At 70.5% G+C, this 19,206-nt stretch carries 16 protein-coding genes; 6 read left to right on the forward strand and 10 right to left on the reverse strand.

Features of this window, described 5'->3' with window-relative positions; all coding sequences use genetic code 11:
• Positions 1-106 precede the first annotated feature (106 nt).
• The 3 genes from FNH08_RS20870 to FNH08_RS20880 all read left to right on the forward strand — a co-directional run bounded on the left by FNH08_RS20870 (position 107) and on the right by FNH08_RS20880 (position 6,845).
• Positions 107-3,250 (forward strand): beta-N-acetylglucosaminidase domain-containing protein, encoded by a 3,144-nt coding sequence (locus FNH08_RS20870; RefSeq protein ID WP_322724979.1) that lies wholly within the window; start codon positions 107-109, stop codon positions 3,248-3,250.
• A 157-nt stretch (positions 3,251-3,407) separates the two neighbouring features.
• Positions 3,408-5,759, forward strand: a complete 2,352-nt coding sequence (locus tag FNH08_RS20875) for an MFS transporter (protein ID WP_152773016.1) — start codon at positions 3,408-3,410, stop codon at positions 5,757-5,759.
• Positions 5,760-6,026: 267 nt separating this feature from the next.
• Entirely contained in the window at positions 6,027-6,845 is an 819-nt protein-coding gene (locus FNH08_RS20880; RefSeq protein WP_152773017.1) for a YceI family protein, read from the forward strand.
• 7 nt (positions 6,846-6,852) lie between these two features.
• Here the strand turns inward: FNH08_RS20880 and FNH08_RS20885 are convergent, their stop codons facing one another.
• Together FNH08_RS20885 and FNH08_RS20890 are read right to left on the reverse strand one after the other, a co-directional pair.
• On the reverse strand, positions 6,853-7,506 hold the full coding sequence (locus tag FNH08_RS20885) for a hypothetical protein (RefSeq protein ID WP_152773018.1): 654 nt from the start codon (positions 7,504-7,506) through the stop codon (positions 6,853-6,855).
• A 13-nt stretch (positions 7,507-7,519) separates the two neighbouring features.
• Complete coding sequence (locus FNH08_RS20890) at positions 7,520-8,977, reverse strand: alpha/beta hydrolase (RefSeq protein WP_152773019.1); 1,458 nt, start codon at positions 8,975-8,977, stop codon at positions 7,520-7,522.
• A gap of 176 nt (positions 8,978-9,153) precedes the next feature.
• On the opposite strand from FNH08_RS20890, the gene FNH08_RS20895 reads away from it, so the two are divergent.
• Positions 9,154-9,624, forward strand: a complete 471-nt coding sequence (locus FNH08_RS20895) for an NUDIX hydrolase (RefSeq protein ID WP_322724981.1) — start codon at positions 9,154-9,156, stop codon at positions 9,622-9,624.
• Positions 9,625-9,649: 25 nt separating this feature from the next.
• On the opposite strand, the gene FNH08_RS20900 is transcribed toward FNH08_RS20895, so the two are convergent.
• Positions 9,650-10,435: a hypothetical protein gene (locus FNH08_RS20900; RefSeq protein ID WP_152773020.1), complete on the reverse strand. Its 786-nt coding sequence runs from the start codon at positions 10,433-10,435 to the stop codon at positions 9,650-9,652.
• A gap of 170 nt (positions 10,436-10,605) precedes the next feature.
• Complete coding sequence (locus FNH08_RS20905; protein ID WP_152773021.1) at positions 10,606-12,213, reverse strand: alpha/beta hydrolase; 1,608 nt, start codon at positions 12,211-12,213, stop codon at positions 10,606-10,608.
• Between the two features lie 111 nt (positions 12,214-12,324).
• Here FNH08_RS20905 and FNH08_RS20910 point away from each other — a divergent pair, with 111 nt between their 5' ends.
• Positions 12,325-13,284 (forward strand): MerR family transcriptional regulator, encoded by a 960-nt coding sequence (locus FNH08_RS20910; RefSeq protein ID WP_322724983.1) that lies wholly within the window; start codon positions 12,325-12,327, stop codon positions 13,282-13,284.
• A 4-nt stretch (positions 13,285-13,288) separates the two neighbouring features.
• On the opposite strand, the gene FNH08_RS20915 is transcribed toward FNH08_RS20910, so the two are convergent.
• The 4 genes from FNH08_RS20915 to FNH08_RS20930 all read right to left on the reverse strand — a co-directional run bounded on the left by FNH08_RS20915 (position 13,289) and on the right by FNH08_RS20930 (position 16,355).
• Positions 13,289-14,131: a calcium-binding protein gene (locus FNH08_RS20915; protein WP_152773022.1), complete on the reverse strand. Its 843-nt coding sequence runs from the start codon at positions 14,129-14,131 to the stop codon at positions 13,289-13,291.
• 305 nt (positions 14,132-14,436) lie between these two features.
• Positions 14,437-14,799 carry a DUF4180 domain-containing protein gene (locus FNH08_RS20920; RefSeq protein ID WP_152773023.1) on the reverse strand — a complete coding sequence of 121 codons (363 nt, stop codon included), beginning with the start codon at positions 14,797-14,799 and terminating at the stop codon, positions 14,437-14,439.
• Positions 14,800-14,814: 15 nt separating this feature from the next.
• Positions 14,815-15,366 carry a hypothetical protein gene (locus FNH08_RS20925; protein ID WP_152773024.1) on the reverse strand — a complete coding sequence of 184 codons (552 nt, stop codon included), beginning with the start codon at positions 15,364-15,366 and terminating at the stop codon, positions 14,815-14,817.
• A 119-nt stretch (positions 15,367-15,485) separates the two neighbouring features.
• Entirely contained in the window at positions 15,486-16,355 is an 870-nt protein-coding gene (locus FNH08_RS20930) for a hypothetical protein (RefSeq protein WP_152773025.1), read from the reverse strand.
• 530 nt (positions 16,356-16,885) lie between these two features.
• Here FNH08_RS20930 and FNH08_RS20935 point away from each other — a divergent pair.
• Entirely contained in the window at positions 16,886-17,644 is a 759-nt protein-coding gene (locus FNH08_RS20935; protein ID WP_152773026.1) for a PucR family transcriptional regulator, read from the forward strand.
• 41 nt (positions 17,645-17,685) lie between these two features.
• On the opposite strand, the gene FNH08_RS20940 is transcribed toward FNH08_RS20935, so the two are convergent.
• Both FNH08_RS20940 and FNH08_RS20945 read right to left on the reverse strand, forming a co-directional pair.
• Positions 17,686-18,438 carry a response regulator transcription factor gene (locus FNH08_RS20940; protein ID WP_152773027.1) on the reverse strand — a complete coding sequence of 251 codons (753 nt, stop codon included), beginning with the start codon at positions 18,436-18,438 and terminating at the stop codon, positions 17,686-17,688.
• On the reverse strand, positions 18,378-19,206 hold an 829-nt coding region (locus FNH08_RS20945; protein WP_322724985.1), incomplete at its 5' end, for a response regulator transcription factor. The genes FNH08_RS20940 and FNH08_RS20945, both read right to left, overlap by 61 nt.

Here is a 19,206-nt window from a genome sequence, read left to right on the forward strand (position 1 = left end):
CCCAGGGGCCCACCGCCCCAACCCGACCCCCGCACCCACCGAGTCGTGCGCCGCCTCTTGCCGTGGGTGAATACATCAACCACTATTCCGTCCGATGGATAAAACATTGAACCGGAGACCGGCGCTCAAGCCGGCAGTGGTCGGCCTGCTGGCCGCCCTGGCTCTCTGTGCGCCGGGCCTCGCCCCGGCCCCCGCCGTGGCTGCGGAGCGCACCGCCACGGCACGTGTCCCCGAGGTGTGGCCGACCCCGCAGCAGGTGCGGACGGGCAGCCACGGTTCCGCAGCCGTCCCCCACCGCGTCGTCGAGGTCGTCGGCCGCGACACCGACCCGCCCGCGCGCAGGCTCGTCGAGAAGGTGCTGCGAGACGCCGGGGCGCGCACCATCACGACCGTCACGGCGGGCGACCCCCTACCCCCCGCCGCCCTCACCGTCTACGTCGGCGGGCCGAGCGAGAACCCGGCGACCGCCAAGGTGCTGTCCCGGCTCGGGGGCAAGTCCCCCGCCGGACTCCCCTCCGGCGGATACGCCCTCGCCACCGGAGGACGATCCGGCCGCGGCGAAGTCGCCCTCTCCGGCGTCGACCCCACAGGCACGTACTACGCCGCCCAGACCCTCCGCCAGCTGGTCACCGGTCGCCGGTCCGTGCCCGCCACCACGATCCGCGACTGGCCCACGACTCCCCTGCGCGGCGTGATCGAGGGCTTCTACGGCGCCCCCTGGTCCCACCAGGCCCGCCTCTCCCAGCTCGACTTCTACGGCCGTACCAAGCAGAACGTGTACGTCTACTCCCCCAAGGACGACCCGTACCTGCGTGCGAACTGGCGCGACGAGTACCCGGCCGACCAACTCGCCAAGCTGAAGCAGCTCGTGGACCGGGCCGCCGAGAACCACGTCCGGTTCACGTACGCCCTCTCGCCCGGCCTGTCGGTCTGCTACTCCTCGGCGAGCGACCGCAAGGCCCTGGTCACCAAGTTCGAGTCGCTGTACGCGATCGGCGTGCGCTCGTTCGCCGTCCCGCTGGACGACATCAGCTACACCGCCTGGAACTGCCCCGAGGACGAGAAGGAGTACGGCACCGGAGGCGGCGCGGCGGGCAAGGCGCAGGCCGCGCTGCTGAACTCCGTCGTCAAGGACTTCGTCGGCGCCCACGACGACGTCCAGCCACTGGAGATGGTGCCGACCGAGTACTCCGACCTCGCCGACTCCCCGTACAAGACGGCCCTGCGCGAGCAGTTGGACAAGTCCGTGGTCGTCGAGTGGACCGGCGTCGGCGTCATCGCGCCGACCATCAGCGCCGAACAGGCCCGCCAGGCCCGCCAGGTGTTCGGGCACCCGATCCTGATCTGGGACAACTACCCGGTCAACGACTACACCACCAGCCGCCTCCTCCTCGGCCCCTACACCGGCCGCGAACCGGGCGTGCCCGCCGAGGTCACCGGCATCACGGCCAACCCCATGGTCCAGGCCGAGGCCAGCAAGCTCGCCCTGTTCACGTCGGCCGACTACGCCTGGAACCCGGACGCGTACGACCCGAGGGCGGCCTTCCTCGCCTCGGTCAAGGACCTGGGCGGACCCGCCGCCGCGTCCCTGCGCGTCTTCGCGGAGAACAGTTACTCCTCCCTCCTCTCCACCACCGAGTCCCCCACCCTCACGCCCCTCATCAAGACCTTCACGACGGCGTACGAGAACGGGAACGGCAACAGTCCCGAGCTCGAGAAGGCGGCCCGCGCGCTCTCCGCCTACTTCACCGCCATGGCCACCGCCCCCGCCGACCTCCGCGCCCACCTCGACAACCCGGGCTTCCTGGACGAGACGTCGGCGTGGCTGGACAAGCTCGGCGCGTACGGGAAAGCCGGCGGCACGGCGGTCAAGCTGATGCTGGCCCAGGCGGACGGCGACGACGCGGCCGTGTCGACGTACTACGACCAACTCCAGCAGCAGCGCAAGGAGTTGGACTCCGTACCGCAGCAGGTCGCGCCCGGTGTCATGGACCGCTTCCTGTTCGACGCCACACTGCGGGCCGCGCCCGATCCCGGGCCGGACGCGTCGTTCGAGCCGTCGTCGCTGTCGCTGGCACCCGGAGCGAGCGACAAGGTCACGCTCAGGGTGGCGGACAACCGCTCCACCACCCAGAAGTCCGTGTCGTGGACGATCGACGCCCCCGACGGAGTGGCCGTCTCCCCGTCCTCCGGCACACTCACCGTCCCGGCGGGCGGCAAGGCCACCGCGACGGTGACCTTCACGGCCGCCGACGGGGCGAGCAGCGGAGTCCGGTCCGTCGTCATCACCGGTGACGGGCTCGTCAGCCGCGCGATCCCGGTCCGTGTCACGGACGGCAAAGGCAGCGAGCGCGCGCTGACCGCCAACTTCAGTGGCGCGTCGGTCAGTTCGGTGGACCTCGGCTCTGGTACGTCCACGGAGATCCCGGTGGGCAAGAACCCCGGCGAGGTCGTCCTGAGCGCGGACGGCCGGACCGCGTACGCCGCCAACCAGGGCTCCGACACGGTCAGCGTCATCGACGTCGCCTCGGGCGAGGTCACGAAGACCGTGACCGTGGGCGACGTACCGGCGGGCCTCGCCCTCACCTCGGACGGGAAGACCCTCTGGGTCGCCGACTACTCCGACGACGCGCTCCAGCCGATCGACCTCACGACCGGCACGGCGGGCGCGAAGGTCACGGTCGGCGACGGCCCGGAGAACATGGCGATCACCCCGGACGGCTCCACCCTGTACGTGGCCAACATCCACGACAGCACGGTGACCCCGCTGTCCCTCTCCGGCTCCTCCGGCTCGTCCGCCACCGCGGGCAAGGCGATCCCCGTCGGCCCGAACCCGTTCAACGTGGTGGCGTCACCCGACGGGCGGACGGTCTACGTGTCGAACTCCGGCGGCTCGACGGTCACCCCGATCGACACCGCCACGAACGACACCCGCCCGACCCTCCTGGTCACCGGCCAGGCGTACGGCCTCACGCTCTCCCCCGACGGCCGCACCCTGTGGGTCAGCGCGAGCACGGGCGACACGATCACGCCGGTCGACACGGTCACGGGCGCCCCGGGCAGCCCGGTCACCGTCGGCCGGTCCGCGTTCGACGTCGCCCTGGACTGGAACGGCACGACGGCGTACGTCACGACGGCCGACGCCGGAACGCTCGTACCGGTCACGACGGCGACGGGCAAGGTGGGCACGGCCCTGAAGACGGGGGCCTATCCGCTGGCCGCGGCGGTGACGCCGGTGCCGGTGGAGTAGCACCCGGCGGTCCCGCCGCGCCTTCGCCGATGGGCTCGGCGGGACCGTTGCCCCGAACCTTCACGAGGGAATCACAAGGGCAGCTTGCTTAAGTCAATCAATTGACTTAAATTTGCGGTGTCGCGCACACCCGATCTGCCCCTACGGAGGCCCGGCCATGTCCCATGCCCTTGCCCGTCCCGCCCCCGACGTGGGGGCCCCGGCACCACGGGCCAACCTCGTCGTGGCGGTGCTGGCCTTCGGCGGCATCGTGGTCTCGCTGATGCAGACCCTCGTCATCCCGATCGTCCCGGAGCTGCCCAAGCTCCTGGACGCCCCGGCCTCCGACACCGCCTGGGCCGTCACCGCCACCCTGCTCGCGGCCGCCGTCGCCACCCCGGTCATGGGCCGGCTCGGCGACATGTACGGCAAGCGCCGCATGCTCCTGGTCAGCCTGGTGATGCTGGTCGCCGGTTCGGTCACGGCGGCGCTCAGCGACTCCCTGACCCCGATGATCGTCGGGCGCGTACTGCAGGGTCTGGCGTCCGGCGTCATCCCGCTCGGCATCAGCATCATGCGCGACGAACTGCCCGCCGAACGGCTCGGTTCCGCGACCGCCCTGATGAGCGCCTCCCTCGGTATCGGCGGCGCCCTCGGCCTGCCGGCCGCCGCGCTGATCGCCGACAACTTCGACTGGCACGTCCTGTTCTGGACCTCCGGCGGCCTCGGCGTCGTCGCCCTGATCCTCGTCCCGAGCTTCGTACCGGAGTCCAGGGTCCGCACCGGCGGGCGCTTCGACCTGGTCGGTGCCATCGGCATGGCGGCCGGACTGGTCTGCCTGCTGCTCGGCATCTCCAAGGGCGCTGACTGGGGCTGGACCTCTGGCACCACCCTCGGCCTCTTCGGCGCCGCGGTCGTCGTGCTGCTGCTCTGGGGCTTCTTCGAACTGCGCACCTCGCAGCCGCTGGTGGACCTGCGCACCACCGCCCGCCGCCAGGTCCTCTTCACCAACCTCGCCTCGATCGCCGTGGGCTTCGCCATGTTCGCGATGTCCCTGGTGCTCCCTCAGCTCCTTCAGTTGCCTGAGGCGACGGGCTACGGTCTGGGCCGGTCGATGCTGGTGGCCGGTCTGGTCATGGCGCCGTCGGGCCTGGTGATGATGGCCCTCGCCCCGGTCTCCGCCGCCGTCTCCAAGGCCAAGGGCCCGAAGGTGACGCTGATGATCGGCGCCCTGATCGTGGCTGCCGGCTACGGCCTGAACATCGTCCTGATGTCGGAGCTCTGGCACTTCATCCTGGTCTCCTGCGTCATCGGCGCCGGTATCGGCTTCACCTACGGTTCGATGCCCGCGCTCATCATGGGTGCCGTGCCCGCGTCCGAGACGGCCGCCGCCAACAGCCTCAACACCCTGATGCGGTCCATCGGAACGTCGACGGCCAGCGCCATCGCCGGTGTGATCCTCGCCCAGATGACCACCACCCTCGGCACCACGGCCCTGCCCTCCGAGAACGGCTTCAAGGTGGTCCTCGCGGTCGGCGCCGGGGCCGCGCTCCTCGCCTTCACCATCGCGATCTTCATCCCGCGCCAGCGCACGGCCGCGGAGGCGGAAGCGGAGGCGCATGCGACCGAGCCCGCGTCCCCGGAGAGCGCCGGACCGCCCGCCTCGGAGAAGGCACCGGCCTCCGCCGCGATCCCCGGCCCGATCCCCGGCCCGGCGCCCGCCCTCGACAACGAACCGGCCGGATCCGTCGGCGTCGGCAGCGGCGGCATCCGGGTCCGCGGACACGTCCTCGGCACGGAGAAGGTGCCCGTGGGCGCGGCGGCGGTGACGCTGATCTCGCTCGAAGGCCGGCAGCTGAGCCGCTCGGTCACCCAGGACGACGGTTCGTACGGTGTCGCGGCGCCCGGCGCGGGCCCGTACGTCCTCATCGCCTCCGCGGACGGCTACCAGCCCCAGGCCACGAACATCGTCGTGGGCGACGCCCCGGTCACGTACGAGATCCTGCTGAGCGGCACGAGCAGGCTGCACGGCGCGGTCCGGTCCGCGGACAGCGGAGCGCCGGTCGCCGGAGCCGTGGTCATCGTGACGGACGTACGGGGTGACGTACTCGCCACCGGACAGAGCGACGCCCTGGGCGAGTTCGCCCTCACCGACCTCGTGCCGGGGACCGTGACCCTCGCGGTCAACTCCCCCAAGCATCGCCCGCTGGCCCAGCCGGTGGAGATCGACGGCGCCGGAACCACGCGGGTCGAGGTGGAACTGCACCCGGGCGCGCACGTGCGCGGCACGGTCCGCCGCGGCGGCGCCGGTGACCCGCTGGGCGACGCCCGGGTGACGCTCGTCGACGCGGCGGGCAACGTGGTCGCCTCGACGACGACCGGTCACGACGGCGCGTACGCCTTCTCCGACCTCGACAGCGGCGCGTACACGGTCATCGCGACGGGCTACCCGCCCCAGGCGGCCGGGATCACGGTCTCCGGCGCGGGCGTGGACGACCACGACATAGAACTGGTCCACGGCGAGGCGTAGTTCGCCCGACGACCTCCACAACCCCGGCCCGCGGGCGGCACCTTGAGCGGAGGGCGCCGCCCGCGGGTCGGCCGGGGAAACGGCTCCGGCCACGGCAGGAGCGGCAGGGGACGGCCGTGTCCCCGTCGCCGGAGACCCCCGCTAAGGTGCGTTGCACCCCTGGCTTTCCCCCCTCCGGGGGTGCACCGCACCGCGTGCCCGTACGGCCCCAATCCCCCCTCAGCGCACGGGACATACGGCACGCACCGAACAGAAAAGAGAAGCGCCATGGCCCTCAGCGCACGCGTCCGTACCCGGGACGGCTGGGCGGTACCCCACGCCGTGGTCACCGTGACCGACATGGCCGGCCTACAGGTCCTACGCGCCGAGGCCGACGCCGAGGGCAGGGTGGCCGACGCCACCCACCTCGAACCCGGCCCCTACACCGCGATCATCACCGCCCTCGGATACGACCCCACCGCCTCGACGGCACTCGTCACCGCGAGCGGCCGGGCGGAGCTCGGCCAGGTGGTCCTCGCCCGTCAGGGCGGCGTCGATCTGCCTCCGCCGGGCCCCTGGACCATCGACCCGGTGCACTCCTCGGTCGTGGCCGTCGCCCAGCACCTGGGACTGTCCAGCGTCCAGGGCCGTTTCACCGACTTCGGCGGGCGTTTCGAGGTCGCCCGGGACACCGTGCGCTCGCGGGTGGAAGCGGTGATCCAGGCGGACTCCATAGACACCGGCAACGCCATGCGCGACGGCCACCTCCGCTCCTCCGACTTCCTCGACACCGACCAGTACCCCCACATCACGTACCGCTCCACCGGCCTCACCCCCGCCGGCCGCGACCGCTGGACCGTCCACGGCCGGCTCGGCCTGCACGGCGTCGTCCGCCCCGTCGACCTCGACCTCGCCTACCTCGGCACGGGCCCGGACCCCTGGGGCGGCATCCGAGCCGCCTTCCGCGCCACCACGGAACTCCACCGCGACGACTTCGCCGTCAGCTACAACCAGGTCCTCCAGGCGGGCATCGCGGCGATCGGAGCGACGCTGAGGGTGGAGCTGAACATCCAGGCGGTGCAGGGGGAGGAGCTGCCGGAGGCGTGACCGCCCCTCAGCCCGCCCCGCCGTCGAGCAGCCAGTGGTAGCGCATCCGCAGCGCCCGCTCGGTGCTGGCCGCCACAGTGACGAGCCCGACCACGGCGTTGGCCCCTGCCGACAGATCAACGGGCGAGACGAAGGTCCCGACGTACTGGGCGAGGCCCTGCGGGTCCCGGGTGATCTGTTCGGCGAGCTGAAGGATCAGGAGAGCCAGGCCGATGAGGAGCACGATCATCGAGAGGTACCCGAGACAGCGGCTCACTGCGGGGTGCGATCGGTCGAGGCGTGCGCGGCGCCCCTCGGCGGAGGCGGGGTCCGGGACGAGCGGGAACTCGGCCCCGTCGGCGGTGACGTAGTGGCAGCGCTTGAGCCCGAAGTTGCTCGCCCTCACCTCGACGGTGCCGCCCTGGACCGGGAAGACAGCAGGGACTCTGGACTCGGCGTGATGCCTGCCGTCGAGGTACAGGTGAGCCTTGACGTGGCCGTCCTTCTGACTCTGATGCCTGACGTCGACGGCGTAGTCCATCTGCCGGCCGTCGTCGTTCATCAGCGGAAGATGGAACAGTGCGCGGGTGAGCATCTGCCACCAGCGGAAACGCTTCAACGGCCGCCCGTCCCCGGGCTTGACCCGCTGCACGGCCCGACGATGCCTCCACTCCTTGAACATGCCTCCGCTCCCGTTACTTGCTCGGCTCCGCCGCGCAGGCCAGGTCCTGCGACGGGCGCTGCCCGGTGGTCAGGAACGTCGTCACCGCGTCGTTCGCGCACGTGTTGGCACCGAAGGGATAGACACCGTGCCCGCCCTGGTCGGCCGTCACCATCGTGGCCCGCTCACCGAACGCCCGCCGCAGCTTCCGGGCGCCGGCCAGCGGCGTCCCCGGGTCGCGCTCGTTCTGCACCATGAGCACGTTCGACGGACCCCGGTCACCGATCTTCACCGGCGGCTCGACCCGCTCGGTCGGCCAGAACGCGCAAGGCCCGATGCCGGCCGTGGACGCGCCCAGCATCGGATACTTCGCCCGGTCGACCGCGACATTGCGCTGGTACTCCCGGACCGTTCCCGGCCAGCGCGTATCACCGCATATCACGTAGAAACGCGCGGCCATGAGGTTCTCCATGTTCGGCAACAGCGGAATGTCCGGCACCGGCCGGTCCGTGTCGACCGCCTGCCAGAACTCGGCCAGCTCGGGCATGAACCCATCGGCGTAGAGACGGTCGAACGTGAACCCGCGGAACTCCATGCCGCCGATGCCCTGGACCGGCTTCTCCTCCAGCCGCTCGGCGAGTTCGAAGTACTTCGCGGTCACCTGCTCCGGTGTGGTGCCCAGGCCGTACTCGGGGTGCGCGGCCGCGAACTTCGCGAAGTCCGGGAAACGGTCCTCCATTCCACGGGCGAACATCCGCATGGCTGTGTAGTCGTAACCGCCGGGACCCAGGTTGCTGTCGAGCACGATCCGGTCGCTGCGCCCCGGGAACATCGTCGTGTACACCGCACCGAGGGAGGTGCCGTAGGAGGCACCGAGGTACGAGAGCTTCGACTCGCCCAGCGCCGCCCGGATCCGGTCCATGTCGCGCGCCGTGTTCGCGGTGGTGGTGTGCGGCAGCATCCACGCCGTCCGCGAGGTGGCGCACTGCTCGGCGATGGTCCGCGCTTTCGGCGCCTCCCGCGCGACATCGGCCGCGGTGTGCGCGTACGCCGGGAAGTTGCCGTTGTACTGCTGCTCCTGCGTCAGATCGCAGGTCACCGGCGTGCTGCGGCCGACGCCACGCGGGTCGAAGCCGATCACGTCGTAGGAGTCCAGCACCTTCTTCGGCAGCCCGGAGGCGGCCAGAATGGCCGGGTAGTTGAGCCCCGAACCGCCGGGACCGCCTGGATTGGTCACCAGCACGCCGCGGCGCTTCGAGGGTTCCTTGCTCGCCAGCCGGGAGATCGCGACCTCGATCTGCCGGCCGTCCGGTTTCCGGTAGTCCAGGGGGACTTCGAGCGTCGAGCACTCGAGGCTGGGTGCGACCTTCTCCGGGCACGGGCCCCACTGGACGGTATCCGGCGTCGCCGCCGTCGCCACTCCTGGCATCGCGGTGGCGGCGACCGCGGTGGCGGCGAGGGCGAGGGATAAGGCTCGGTGAGCTCGGTGCATGTGATGTCCTCCTGAGGGGCGCCCGAGGGCGCCGGAACGGCGAAGTCCAGTGTTCTTCCAGCGCCGCCGCGCCGACGGTGACATACGTCATCACTGACGGGGACATACGTCATCGTGGAGACGCGGCCGAACCTGTACGCACACGAAGCCGTGACCCGAGGTCAGGAAGGGTGACCGTGGCGAGGACCGAGTACTACGACGACCCGGGCGCCCCGCGGCCCAACAGCATGGTCGTCGCGGCCTCGGCTGTCGTCGCGGACGAGCAGGGCCGCATCCTGCTCCAGCGCCGCCGGGACAACGACCTGTGGGCCCTGCCGGGCGGAGGCATGGACCTCACCGAGTCCCTCCCCGCGGCAGCGGTCCGCGAGGTCAGGGAGGAGACCGGTCTGGAGGTGGAGATCACGGGCCTGGTCGGCACGTACACCGACCCGAAGCACATCATCGCCTACACGGACGGCGAGGTACGACGCCAGTTCAATGTCTGTTTCACGGCCCGCGTCACCGGTGGCCGGCTCGCCGTCTCCGACGAGTCCACGGACCTCCGCTTCGTATCCCCGGCAGACCTCGCCGCCCTCCCCATGCACCCCACCCAACGCCTGCGCCTCCAGCACTACCTGGAGCACCGGGAGCGCCCGTATCTGGGCTGAGGCGGTCGCTCAGTCGCCCGGTGTCTCAGCGTCGGGCGCCTGACGGTGAGGCCGTGGCACCGCTCCGGGGATCCTCGATTCGCCTCATGATTTCTTGAGGATCATCGGTTTTCGGCGGACAGTCCAGCCTTCGCTTCTCCTCGGCACTGATGATCTTCCGGCCCATTTCACAGATGATGGCTTTCTGCTTCGCCGGATCACGCGTCCCCATTACCTTCGCCGCGTAGTAGATGCCGGAGAATGTGACCACAAGGACGAAGACCGCCATCATCACGGCCGTCCAGCGGAGCGACACCTGCGCCCGCCTGAGCTTTCGGGTCTCCTGGGACTGTCCGGCCGGAATCTCCACCGGCTTCCATTCGGCGATGCTGTTCTGCAGGCCGAGGCGCTTCCCGGTTCCGTCGACCAGGACGGAGTAGGTGACCTGCTGGTCCTTGGCGATAAGGCTCGGGGGAATCTTCAGACGTGTGCCGTCCTTGATCGCCTCGTTGGGCTTGCGGGCGTCCTGAGGTGAGCTGGCGACGTTCACGATGTCGACGATTTCGGCGCCGAGCTCGACGACCAGAGGCTCTCCGGCGTCGAAGTCGCCGGTCTTGATCGGGTGGTCGGAAGCGTTGTGGAGCCACACGTCGATGAGCCGGGGCGCATCCAGCTTCCTGCCGTTGTAGCGAGTTTCCAGGTGGACGCCGCCGTGCCGCAGTGAGTGGTTTCTTCGCCACTGATACTGCAGTTCTTTCTTGGGCCGCGTACCCCATCTGTACACAAGAAGCGCGATGGTTCCGGTGAGAAGGGAGCCCAGAATCGTGGCCACAGGTGCAAAGACGGTCAACGCCGACGCCCTTTCGTGCACGCTGCGATTCGGTTCACTCGCGGCGCTGGAAAGGGCGATTGAACCAAGGCGGCCGGTTCGATCGCGACCCGATCGAACCGGCTGTATCCGACTTGATACCCACCTCGGGCCAGGAATGCACTCTCGGTAATTCAGCCGCGCAAGCGTTCGAGCACGGACCGCATCGCGTGTTCCACGGCGGCGCGGGTCCGGTCGGTGTGGTCGATCGTCTCGAAGCCGTGGTGGGCGTCCGGCACGTCGATCACCTCGATGTCGGCTTCGCACTCCTTGGCGGCGGCCAGGAAGTCCTCGACCGTGGCGGCGATCTCGGCGTTCTCCAGGCCCACCCGGGTCAGCACGATCGGCAGCCGTCCCGCGGTGTTCGCCACTGTGCTCACCTCGGTGCTCACCTCGGTGCTCACCGCGTCGGCCGGGAGGAAGCGGGGATCGACGGCTCCCCAGCCGGGCAGCGGCCCGAGGACGGGGTACGTCAGCGCCGCGCACCGCAGCCATGACGGGGGCTCGGCGAGCCAGGGAGCGAGCAGCAGTCCGGCGCCGGAGAAGAACCACAGAGCGATGCGTTCGGGGTCGATGCGCGGGTCGGCCCTGAGCAGTTCGACCGCTTCGGTGATGTCCTCGGTGGCGCGCTCGTGGTCGTCGAGGCCGTGCAGCCGGTGGTCCAGGGTCACGCCGACCACGCCCAGACTCGCGGCGTACCGGCCGTAGCCGACGAAGCCCGGCCAGTCGCGCGGGGTGGGGCGGAGGTCGGCGGGGACCGGGCCGCCGTGGACGAACACCACGGCCGGGAGGGGCCTCTCTGATACCTCTGAGGCCCCGACGGGCTCGTCGAGTACGTCGAGTGCGTCGAGTGCGTCGAGTGCGTCCGGTACGTAGAGGTCGATCCGTCCCGTCCGTTCGCGGGGCAGCTCCGGTACGTCCAGGACGAAGGGACAGAGGTACGACGGCACCTTGCCCTCGCCGGTCGCGGTGATCCGGTGTCCCTCCCCCTCCGCGGCCCGGAGCAGCACCTCGGCGAGTTCCTCGGGGCGGGACAGCATCGGCCAGTGTCCTGTGGCGAGTTCGAAGAATCCGACCTCGGGCCTGGCGAGGTGCTGGAACTGCGGCAGCCCGATCCCGACCATGTCCTCCACCATGGCGATGCTCAGGCCGTTCCCGGTGCACAGGACGCCGGTGGTGGGCAGTGCGGTGACCGCGCCCGAGAGCCTGAGCGGCCGGGTGAGCGTACCCGTCGGCTGTGGCGCGGCGAGGCCCGTCAGCCGGGCCAGGGCCTCGTCCGTCAGGCCGTCGGTGCTGCCCCAGCGCTGCCAGCCGCCGGCCGCGGGCGCGGGGACGCACGAATCGTCCTCCTGCCCGGGTCGTCCGTCGCGGAGCTGTCGGCGGACCTCCTCGTCCGGCACCAACTGCTGTGCCGTGTCGCCGTCCTGGGGCATGCCCGCGTCCAGGTACACGATCCGGGTGATCCGCTCCGGGCGGCGGTCGGCGGCGCCCAGCACCGGGTGGATGCCGTAGTCGTGGCCGACGATCACCGCCTCGGGGGCCTCCACGCCGTCGATCACCCGCAGCACGTCCTCGATGTGCGTCTCCAGGTCCGTGCCGGCGGTCGCCTCGTCGCGACGGTCCCCCATGCCGGTGAGGGTCACCGGGTGCACCTCGGCACCCTGCTCCCGCAGCCGCTCGGCCACCTCCTGCCAGATCCAGCCGCCGGTGAAGCAGCCCGACACCAGTACGAACGCCGCCATGATCGCCTCCTCGTCCCACTCATCCCACTCATCCCGCAGGTCGTCCCGCACGTCCGCTCGTCCGTGGGTTCGCCGGTACGGTAGGAACTCCCCCTGAGGGAGGTTCAAGTCGTGTCGCCAGACGGCATGTTGAGCATCGGGGAGCTCGCCGAGCGGGCGGGCGTCACCGTGAAGACCGTCCGCTTCTACTCCGATCGCGGCCTGCTGCCCGAGGCCGCCCGCAGTGCCGGGGGCCACCGCCGGTACGGTCCCGAGGCGCTCGACCGGCTCCGTCTGATCCGCTCGCTGCGGACCCTCGACCTGCCGGTCGGCGACATCGACCGCGTCCTCGACCCGGAGGACGTGTGGCAGGAGGACGCGTGGGAGGACGTCATCGCCGGGCAGGTGAAACAGCTCGACTCCCAACTGGCCGCCCTGCGCTGGCGCCAGGCCGCGCTGCACCTGCTGCGGGAGGGCACCGCCGAGGAACGCGCCGACCGGCTGCGGCTGATCGGTGCCTTCCTCGACGGCGCCCTCCCGCCGGACACGGCCGCGCCTGCCCGCTTCTGGCGGCGTGTGCTGCCCGTACGGCTTCCGGCCCGGCAGGTCTCGTGGATCCTCGACGCCGCCGTGCCGCAGCCGCCGGAGGATCCCACCCCGGCCCAGGTACTGGCCTTCGCCCGGCTGCACGCCCTCGTCACGATGCCCTGCCCTCCGGGCCACGACTGGCGGCCCCCGGCCCCGGAACGCGATCCGGAGTACCGCCCGGCCGTGCTCTACGACGGCCTGGGGGAGGCGTACGAGCTGGTCGTGCCGGCCCTGCGCACCGGGCGGGCGCCGCACGAGGGCGAGGCGCTCGACTGCTTCGTCTCCGCCTACGCCCACGCGCACGGCGCCCGGGACACGCCCGGCTTCCGCCACCGGCTGAGCGTGACACTCGACCGGTCGGCCCACCCCGTGATGGACCGTTACTGGCGACTCGCCGACGAACTGGCCGCCCCGCACGCGCCCACCCTCGGCGCCGCCCACGACTGGCTCCGCGCCGCGCTGGACACCGAACTCGACGACGGAGGCGGCGCGGACCACCCGTGAAGCCTCAGTCCTGGTAGACCTCGTTCGTGCCCGGACCGCCGGAGAGCGTGTCGGTGCCCTTGCCTCCGTACAGCACGTCGTCGCCGCTGTTGCCGTACATCGTGTCGTTGCCGTCCTCGCCGTACAGCGTGTCGTTGCCCTTGCCGCCGTAGACCTCGTCGTTGTCGGAGCCGGCGTGCACGATGTCGCTGCCGTCGTCGCCGTACATGGCGTTCTGGTCGCCGGTTCCGGTGAGGGTGTCGTTCCCGGCGTCGCCGTGGCAGACGTAGGCGCAGGCGCCGGTGATGGTGTCGTCGCCGTTGCCGCCGTTGGCACCCATGCCGTCGCCGCCGTCGATACGGTCGTCGCCGTCGCCGCCGTTGTACTGGGTCTGTCCGTTGCCCTTGAGGACGTCGTCGCCCGAGCCGCCGTGGATCGCGGCGGTCGCGCTGCGGTCGTCGATCGTCGCCGTGTCGGCGCGGTCGCCGAGGTCGACCTCGTAGTTGGTCGAGTCGTCGGAGCCCAGGGGCGCGGGGACCGTGCACTGGACGACGGTGTGATCGGTCGCCGAGGGGTAGGTGCAGGCGGCCGGCGAACCGGCGGTCGCGTCGAAGGCCATGTCGAACTTGTCGCGGAAGGTGATGAGGAAGTCGTCCCCGAACTCGGAGGGGTCGACGTCGACGACGTCCACGGAGACCGACAGCTGGTTCTCCTGTCCGGCGGCGGCCTTGTACCAGAGCGCGCCGTCGTCGTAGACGAGGGCGGCCGGGTCCGTCGCGGCCGCGGTGTCCGCCTGGGCGGCGGGCGCCGCGAGCACGGCTCCGCCTAAGGCGAGGGCGACGGTGGCGATGATTCCGAGCTTACGCATGCAGAAGTGACCCTTCGTGGCGCAGGTGGTGGTCAGACATGGTCAGACGTGGTCGAGGCAGGTGCGGAGGGCGCCTGCCCGAAGCCTTCGACTTCGTCCATAGCCGTCCCGCCGCCGCTTCGGACGGCGACACGGAGGTGATCGTGCGACCGGTCGCTTGTCTTCGATCACCCGTTCAGACAGTGCGCCAGAAGCGGGGGTTGCGTCCCACAGGCCACTTCAGTTGCCTGGGGCGAACATGTCATCCCGGAGCTTCCCGCTGTTCCGCTGGAGAGCACCGGAAGGTAACCCTGCGGGAGCCGGAGCTAGCGCCCCAGCTGCTCCCGCAGTTCCTCGACGTCGGCCACGAACCAGGTCTGCCGGCCCCTGTTGCACTCACGGACGAAGTCACGCAGGGCCGAACTGGCCTCCGTGTGCCGGGAGATGTCGCCGAGGACCACGAGCCCCACGCGGTATTGGGCGAACTTCTGGATGATGTCACCGGCGATGCGGGTACTGAGCCGGAAGAACGCGTCGTCGAACCGCTCGGTGGGGACGACGACCCACTGGGCACCCTGGTACCCGGCGTCGCCGATGAGATCCAGGGCATCGCTCTCACAGCCGATGCTCTCGCCCTCGGGGGCGCACATCAGGACGGGAACGTCGAGGATCTTCTCCAGGGTGCTCATGGCAGCCAAGGTAGTTCAATGCGTCTGTGGGGGAGGTGCGAAGGGATTGTCCGGTGTTGGCCCGTCGTTGTGCCCGATCGCCCAGCGTGGTGGTACGGGAGTCCAGTCAGGACCACGGTGGTCGAACCACCACCTCACGATGGTGTGGAACTTCTCCTCGAACCTGCTGTCCCAGGCGGGGAACCCGGTGATGGGGACCCGCAGGGGAGTGCGGCGCCCTCCCGCCTCGTAGAGGACGACCCTCCGGGTGCCCATGGTCTGCTCCACCTGCACGGCCTGGACGTTCGACCACTGGATGGTCCGTCGGCGCACGTTGCGTACGACGGCCGCTGACGGTGTGAGGGTGACACCGAAGCGCGGGAACGGGAGCAGGCCGAGCAACGGCATGGCGATCCACATGCTCGTGACGAGGACGAGCGCAGGGGGCGCGGACCCCTCCAGCCGGAAAAAGACCTGGCAGACCACGCCCACTGTGGCGAGCGGCAGGGCAGGGAGCACCCGCTGCAGAAGGGTCAGCCGGTAGCTCACGCTCTCCGGCCACGGCACCTCCTTCGAGGACCGCTCCATGCCCCACCACCGTTCAGCCACTCGGCACGGCCCCGCTCCGGCCGATCGTCACCGCTGCAGCATGAATGCGCCGGGACACCCAGTCCACCAACGGCGGCTCAAATCAGAGTCCCTTCAGATCAGAGTCCGTAGCGACTCTTCATGTGGCGCCAGAAGTCGCGGAACATCCACTTGTCGAAGTCCGTGATCTGGGCCGCGCTGCCGGCCTTCATCAGGAAGCAGCACTGGCCCGTCGGCGACCAGTCGTAGAAGTCGTCCAGGCCGAAGGTGTGGCCCACCTCGTGCAGGTAGATGTGGATGTTCTCCTGGTTCAGGGCGCCGGTGAAGTACTCCGAACCCACGCGCTGGCCCCAGTCGCCCCCGGCTCCGCCCTGGAAGCCCTTCGTCAGCCAGAGGGACTGGTCGTAGTGGCGGGCCGCGCCGCCGGGACAGCGGGAGTAGTTGCCGTCCTGGTGGAAGAAGCGGCCGCAGTCCGGCAGGCACTGCGGGGCTCCGCCGCTGTCGAGGCCGGTGTAGATGTCCACGGAGTTGTCGGTCCACTGGAGCGTCGAGCGGTTCTTCACCGCCCAGCCGACGATGTTCACCGGCACGTTCGTGTACGGCCAGGCGTTGTGGCCCGTGCCGTTGTCCACCATCGCGGACATCCATTTGCCGAACTGCTTCTTCAGCGCGGCGTGGATGCGGTCGCGCAGGGCCGCGCTGACGGGGGCGTCGGACTCCCAGCGGACGCAGTAGTTGATGCTGCCGCGGTTGGCCATGACGTGGTCCCAGCCGTAGTTGCGGAAGCCGTACAGGTTGGGATACGTCGACTCGACGTGCCGCCACACCTCGTCCAGCGGCTGGACCAGGTTCGCGGGCGGGTTCCACGCGGCGGCGGCCTGCGGGCGGGGCTCGGCGGCCTCCGCGCGGGGGGACATCGTGCCGGCCGTCATGACGAGGGCGGCGAAAACCGATAAGACCGTGAGCAGTCGTGCGAGGTGCTTGCGCATCGGCGAACTCCTCGTGTGGGGGACGGTTTCGCCTTCAAGTCGCCGCCGCCACGCGGGAGGTTGCCCCGGGGACGGAGGTGTCCGGGCCCGTTGGTGCGGCCTGCTGCGGCCTACGCCCGGACACCTGCGTTCCGTTCCCGTTGCCGGACTCCGCCACGAGTGGTCCAGCGGACGGCGGGACCAGGGGGGAGTTGTCCTGCCGTGCGGGAACGGGCTCGGGGAGGTGCCCACAAGCATCTTTGGCGCCCGGTCGGCGGCCGGGGAAGGCCGTGCGGCGATTGTCCGAAGAACTCTGATGGGCGGTGTGACCAGAGAGTTCAGAGTGTCTGAAGTGATTACTGAGGTGGCTGCTGGGTGGTTACTGAGGTGGCTGCCGGGTGGTTACTGGAGTGGTTGCCGGCCGTTGCCGGCCCCGGCTTCTGATGAAGCTTTGATGTGGCTCGGATGCTCCTGTGACTCTCGTCCTGTTGTCTGTACATGAAGGCCGCGCCGGGCGGCGGCGCTGGCTCCCTGGTCCAAGGACGACGCCCATGGCCACACAGCCTCTTCTCCTCCAGTCGGAGCCGGCCCGTTCGGCCCCCGCGGATCGGTCGGCCCCCGTACGCCCCCTGCTCCCGGGGTTCGTCGCGCTCGCGGCGTGTGCCGGGCCCGTGGCTCCGACGCGCTCCTGGGCCGTACTGGGCGTGCAGGCGATGGGCTACACCGATCACGCGCTGACCAGGGTGATCGGGCGGTTCTGCGGCAGAGGCACCATGGTCCGGCTGAACGGCGGACGCGGGCACGTGCTCGCGCCCGCCGGGGATCGGCAACAGGCCCTGCGGCTGGCCCACCGGATGCGTACCGAGTTCGGTGACGCGGTGTGGATCTCGGTGACCTGGCGGCCGTACGCGGAACTGGCGGGCGGCGTACGGGAGGCCGAGGACGTCCTGCGCGTCGTGTGTGCGCTGGGGCGGCAGCCGGGCGTCCACCAACTCGACGACGTCGCGGTGGAGTTGGCGGTGGCGAGCAACCTCGAGGTGTCCCGGCGGCTGGCGGCGCTCATCGAACCCGTCGTCAAACGGCCGGAGTTGCTGCGCACCCTGGAGGCGCTGATCGCCGCCGACGGCAACCGCGCCCGTGCCGCGGCCGACCTCATCATCCACCGCAGCACCATCGACTACCGGCTGGGCCGCATCGAGGCACTGACCGGCCACTCACCGGTCCGCGTCCGCGGACTCCAGACCCTGTGCACGGCCCTCGCGGCCCACGCCCTCACCCGCCCGCGGAGCGCGTCGCCATCCGAAGCGTGAACGACGGAGTGTCAGGACGCGGAGTGTCAGGACGCGGAGTGTCAGGACGCGGAGTTTCGTGTCGTCGTGCGGGGGCTGATCGTGAGCCGGAATCCGACGCCGCGTACGGCCTGGATGGTCAGGGCGTCGCCAAGCTTGTGCCGTAGTGCGGAGACATGAGTGTCGAGGGTCTTGGTGGAGCCGAACCAGTTGGTGTCCCAGACGGAGGTCATGATGGTCTCGCGCGTCACCAGCGTGTCCGGTTGTTCCGTGAGGAAGGCGAGCAGGGCGTACTCCCTGGGAGGCAGCGGGACTTCGGCTCCGTCGAGGAAGACACGGTGGGCCTGTCGGTCGAGGACCACGCGGCCGTACGTGTCGGGCGCCCGCCGGGGTGAGGGCAGGTCGATCACCACGCCGGGTCGGCCTGATCCGGAGGGAAACGGGCCGGAGGGCGGGGCGATCGTGCCGCGGCGACGCTGGACCGCGCGCATACGGGCGATCAGTTCACGTACCAGGAAGGGTTTGACGAGGTAGTCGTCGGCGCCGAGTTCGAGGCCGACGACCTTGTCGGTCTCGCTGTCCCGGGCGCTGATCATGATGAGGGGGACGTCGCTGTCGGCGCGCAGGTGTCTGCACACGTCGAGGCCGTCGATGTCCGGCAGGCCCAGGTCGAGCAGGACCATGTCCGAGGCGGGCGCGGTGCGCAGGGCGTCCTTGCCGGTGGAGACCCAGTGCACGGTGTGGCCGTAGCGGGTCAGGCCGCGTTGCAGGGGGTCGGCGATGCTGTGGTCGTCCTCGACGAGAAGTACGCGCATGTCAGTTCCTGACGGGTCGTCGTTCGGTGTGGGGGGACGGGCGGGACCGGCAGGGGTAACGGGGGCCGCATGAGGCCGGACTCGTAGGCGAAGACCACGGCCTGGACGCGGGCACGGGCGCCGATCTTGGCGAGGATGCGGCTGACGTGGGACTTGACGGTGGTCGGGGCGATGCAGAGCCGTTCGGCGATCTCGGTGTTGGACCGGCCGGAGGCCACGGCCACCAGGACGTCGCGTTCGCGCTCGGTGAGGTCCTCCAGTCGGCCCTTGGGCGCCGATGCTTCGAAGCGGGGGCCGCAGCGGACGGCACGGACGAGTGCGCGGGCCAGGCCGGGGGAGACGACGGCGTCTCCGGCGGCCACGTGGACCAGGGCCGCGATCAGTTCGTCGGGGGTGGCGGACGCGGAGAGGAATCCGTCGGCTCCGGCGCGCAGGACCGCGTAGGCGTGCTCGTCGCGGTGTGCGGAGCTCAGGACGAGGACACGCGGCGCTCCTCCGTCGGCGGAGCCTTGCGTGCGGGCCCGTCTGAGACCGCGGACGGTCAGGAGGACGTCGGTGGCGGGCAGACCGCTGCCCAGCACGACGGCATCGGGGTGGAGGTCCTCGCTCATACGAACCGTTTCGGCGCCGGTGACCGCCTCGGCGACGACGGTCAGGCCGGGCCGGGAGGCGAGGAGGGTGCGCAGGCCGATGCGGTGCAGGGCATGGGGGTCGACGACGAGGACGGTGATCATGCCGGTCGGCTCCAGTGTGGGGGTGGGCGTCCAC

It is taken from the genome of Streptomyces spongiae, from assembly GCF_009377185.1.
GTDB lineage: Bacteria > Actinomycetota > Actinomycetes > Streptomycetales > Streptomycetaceae > Streptomyces > Streptomyces spongiae.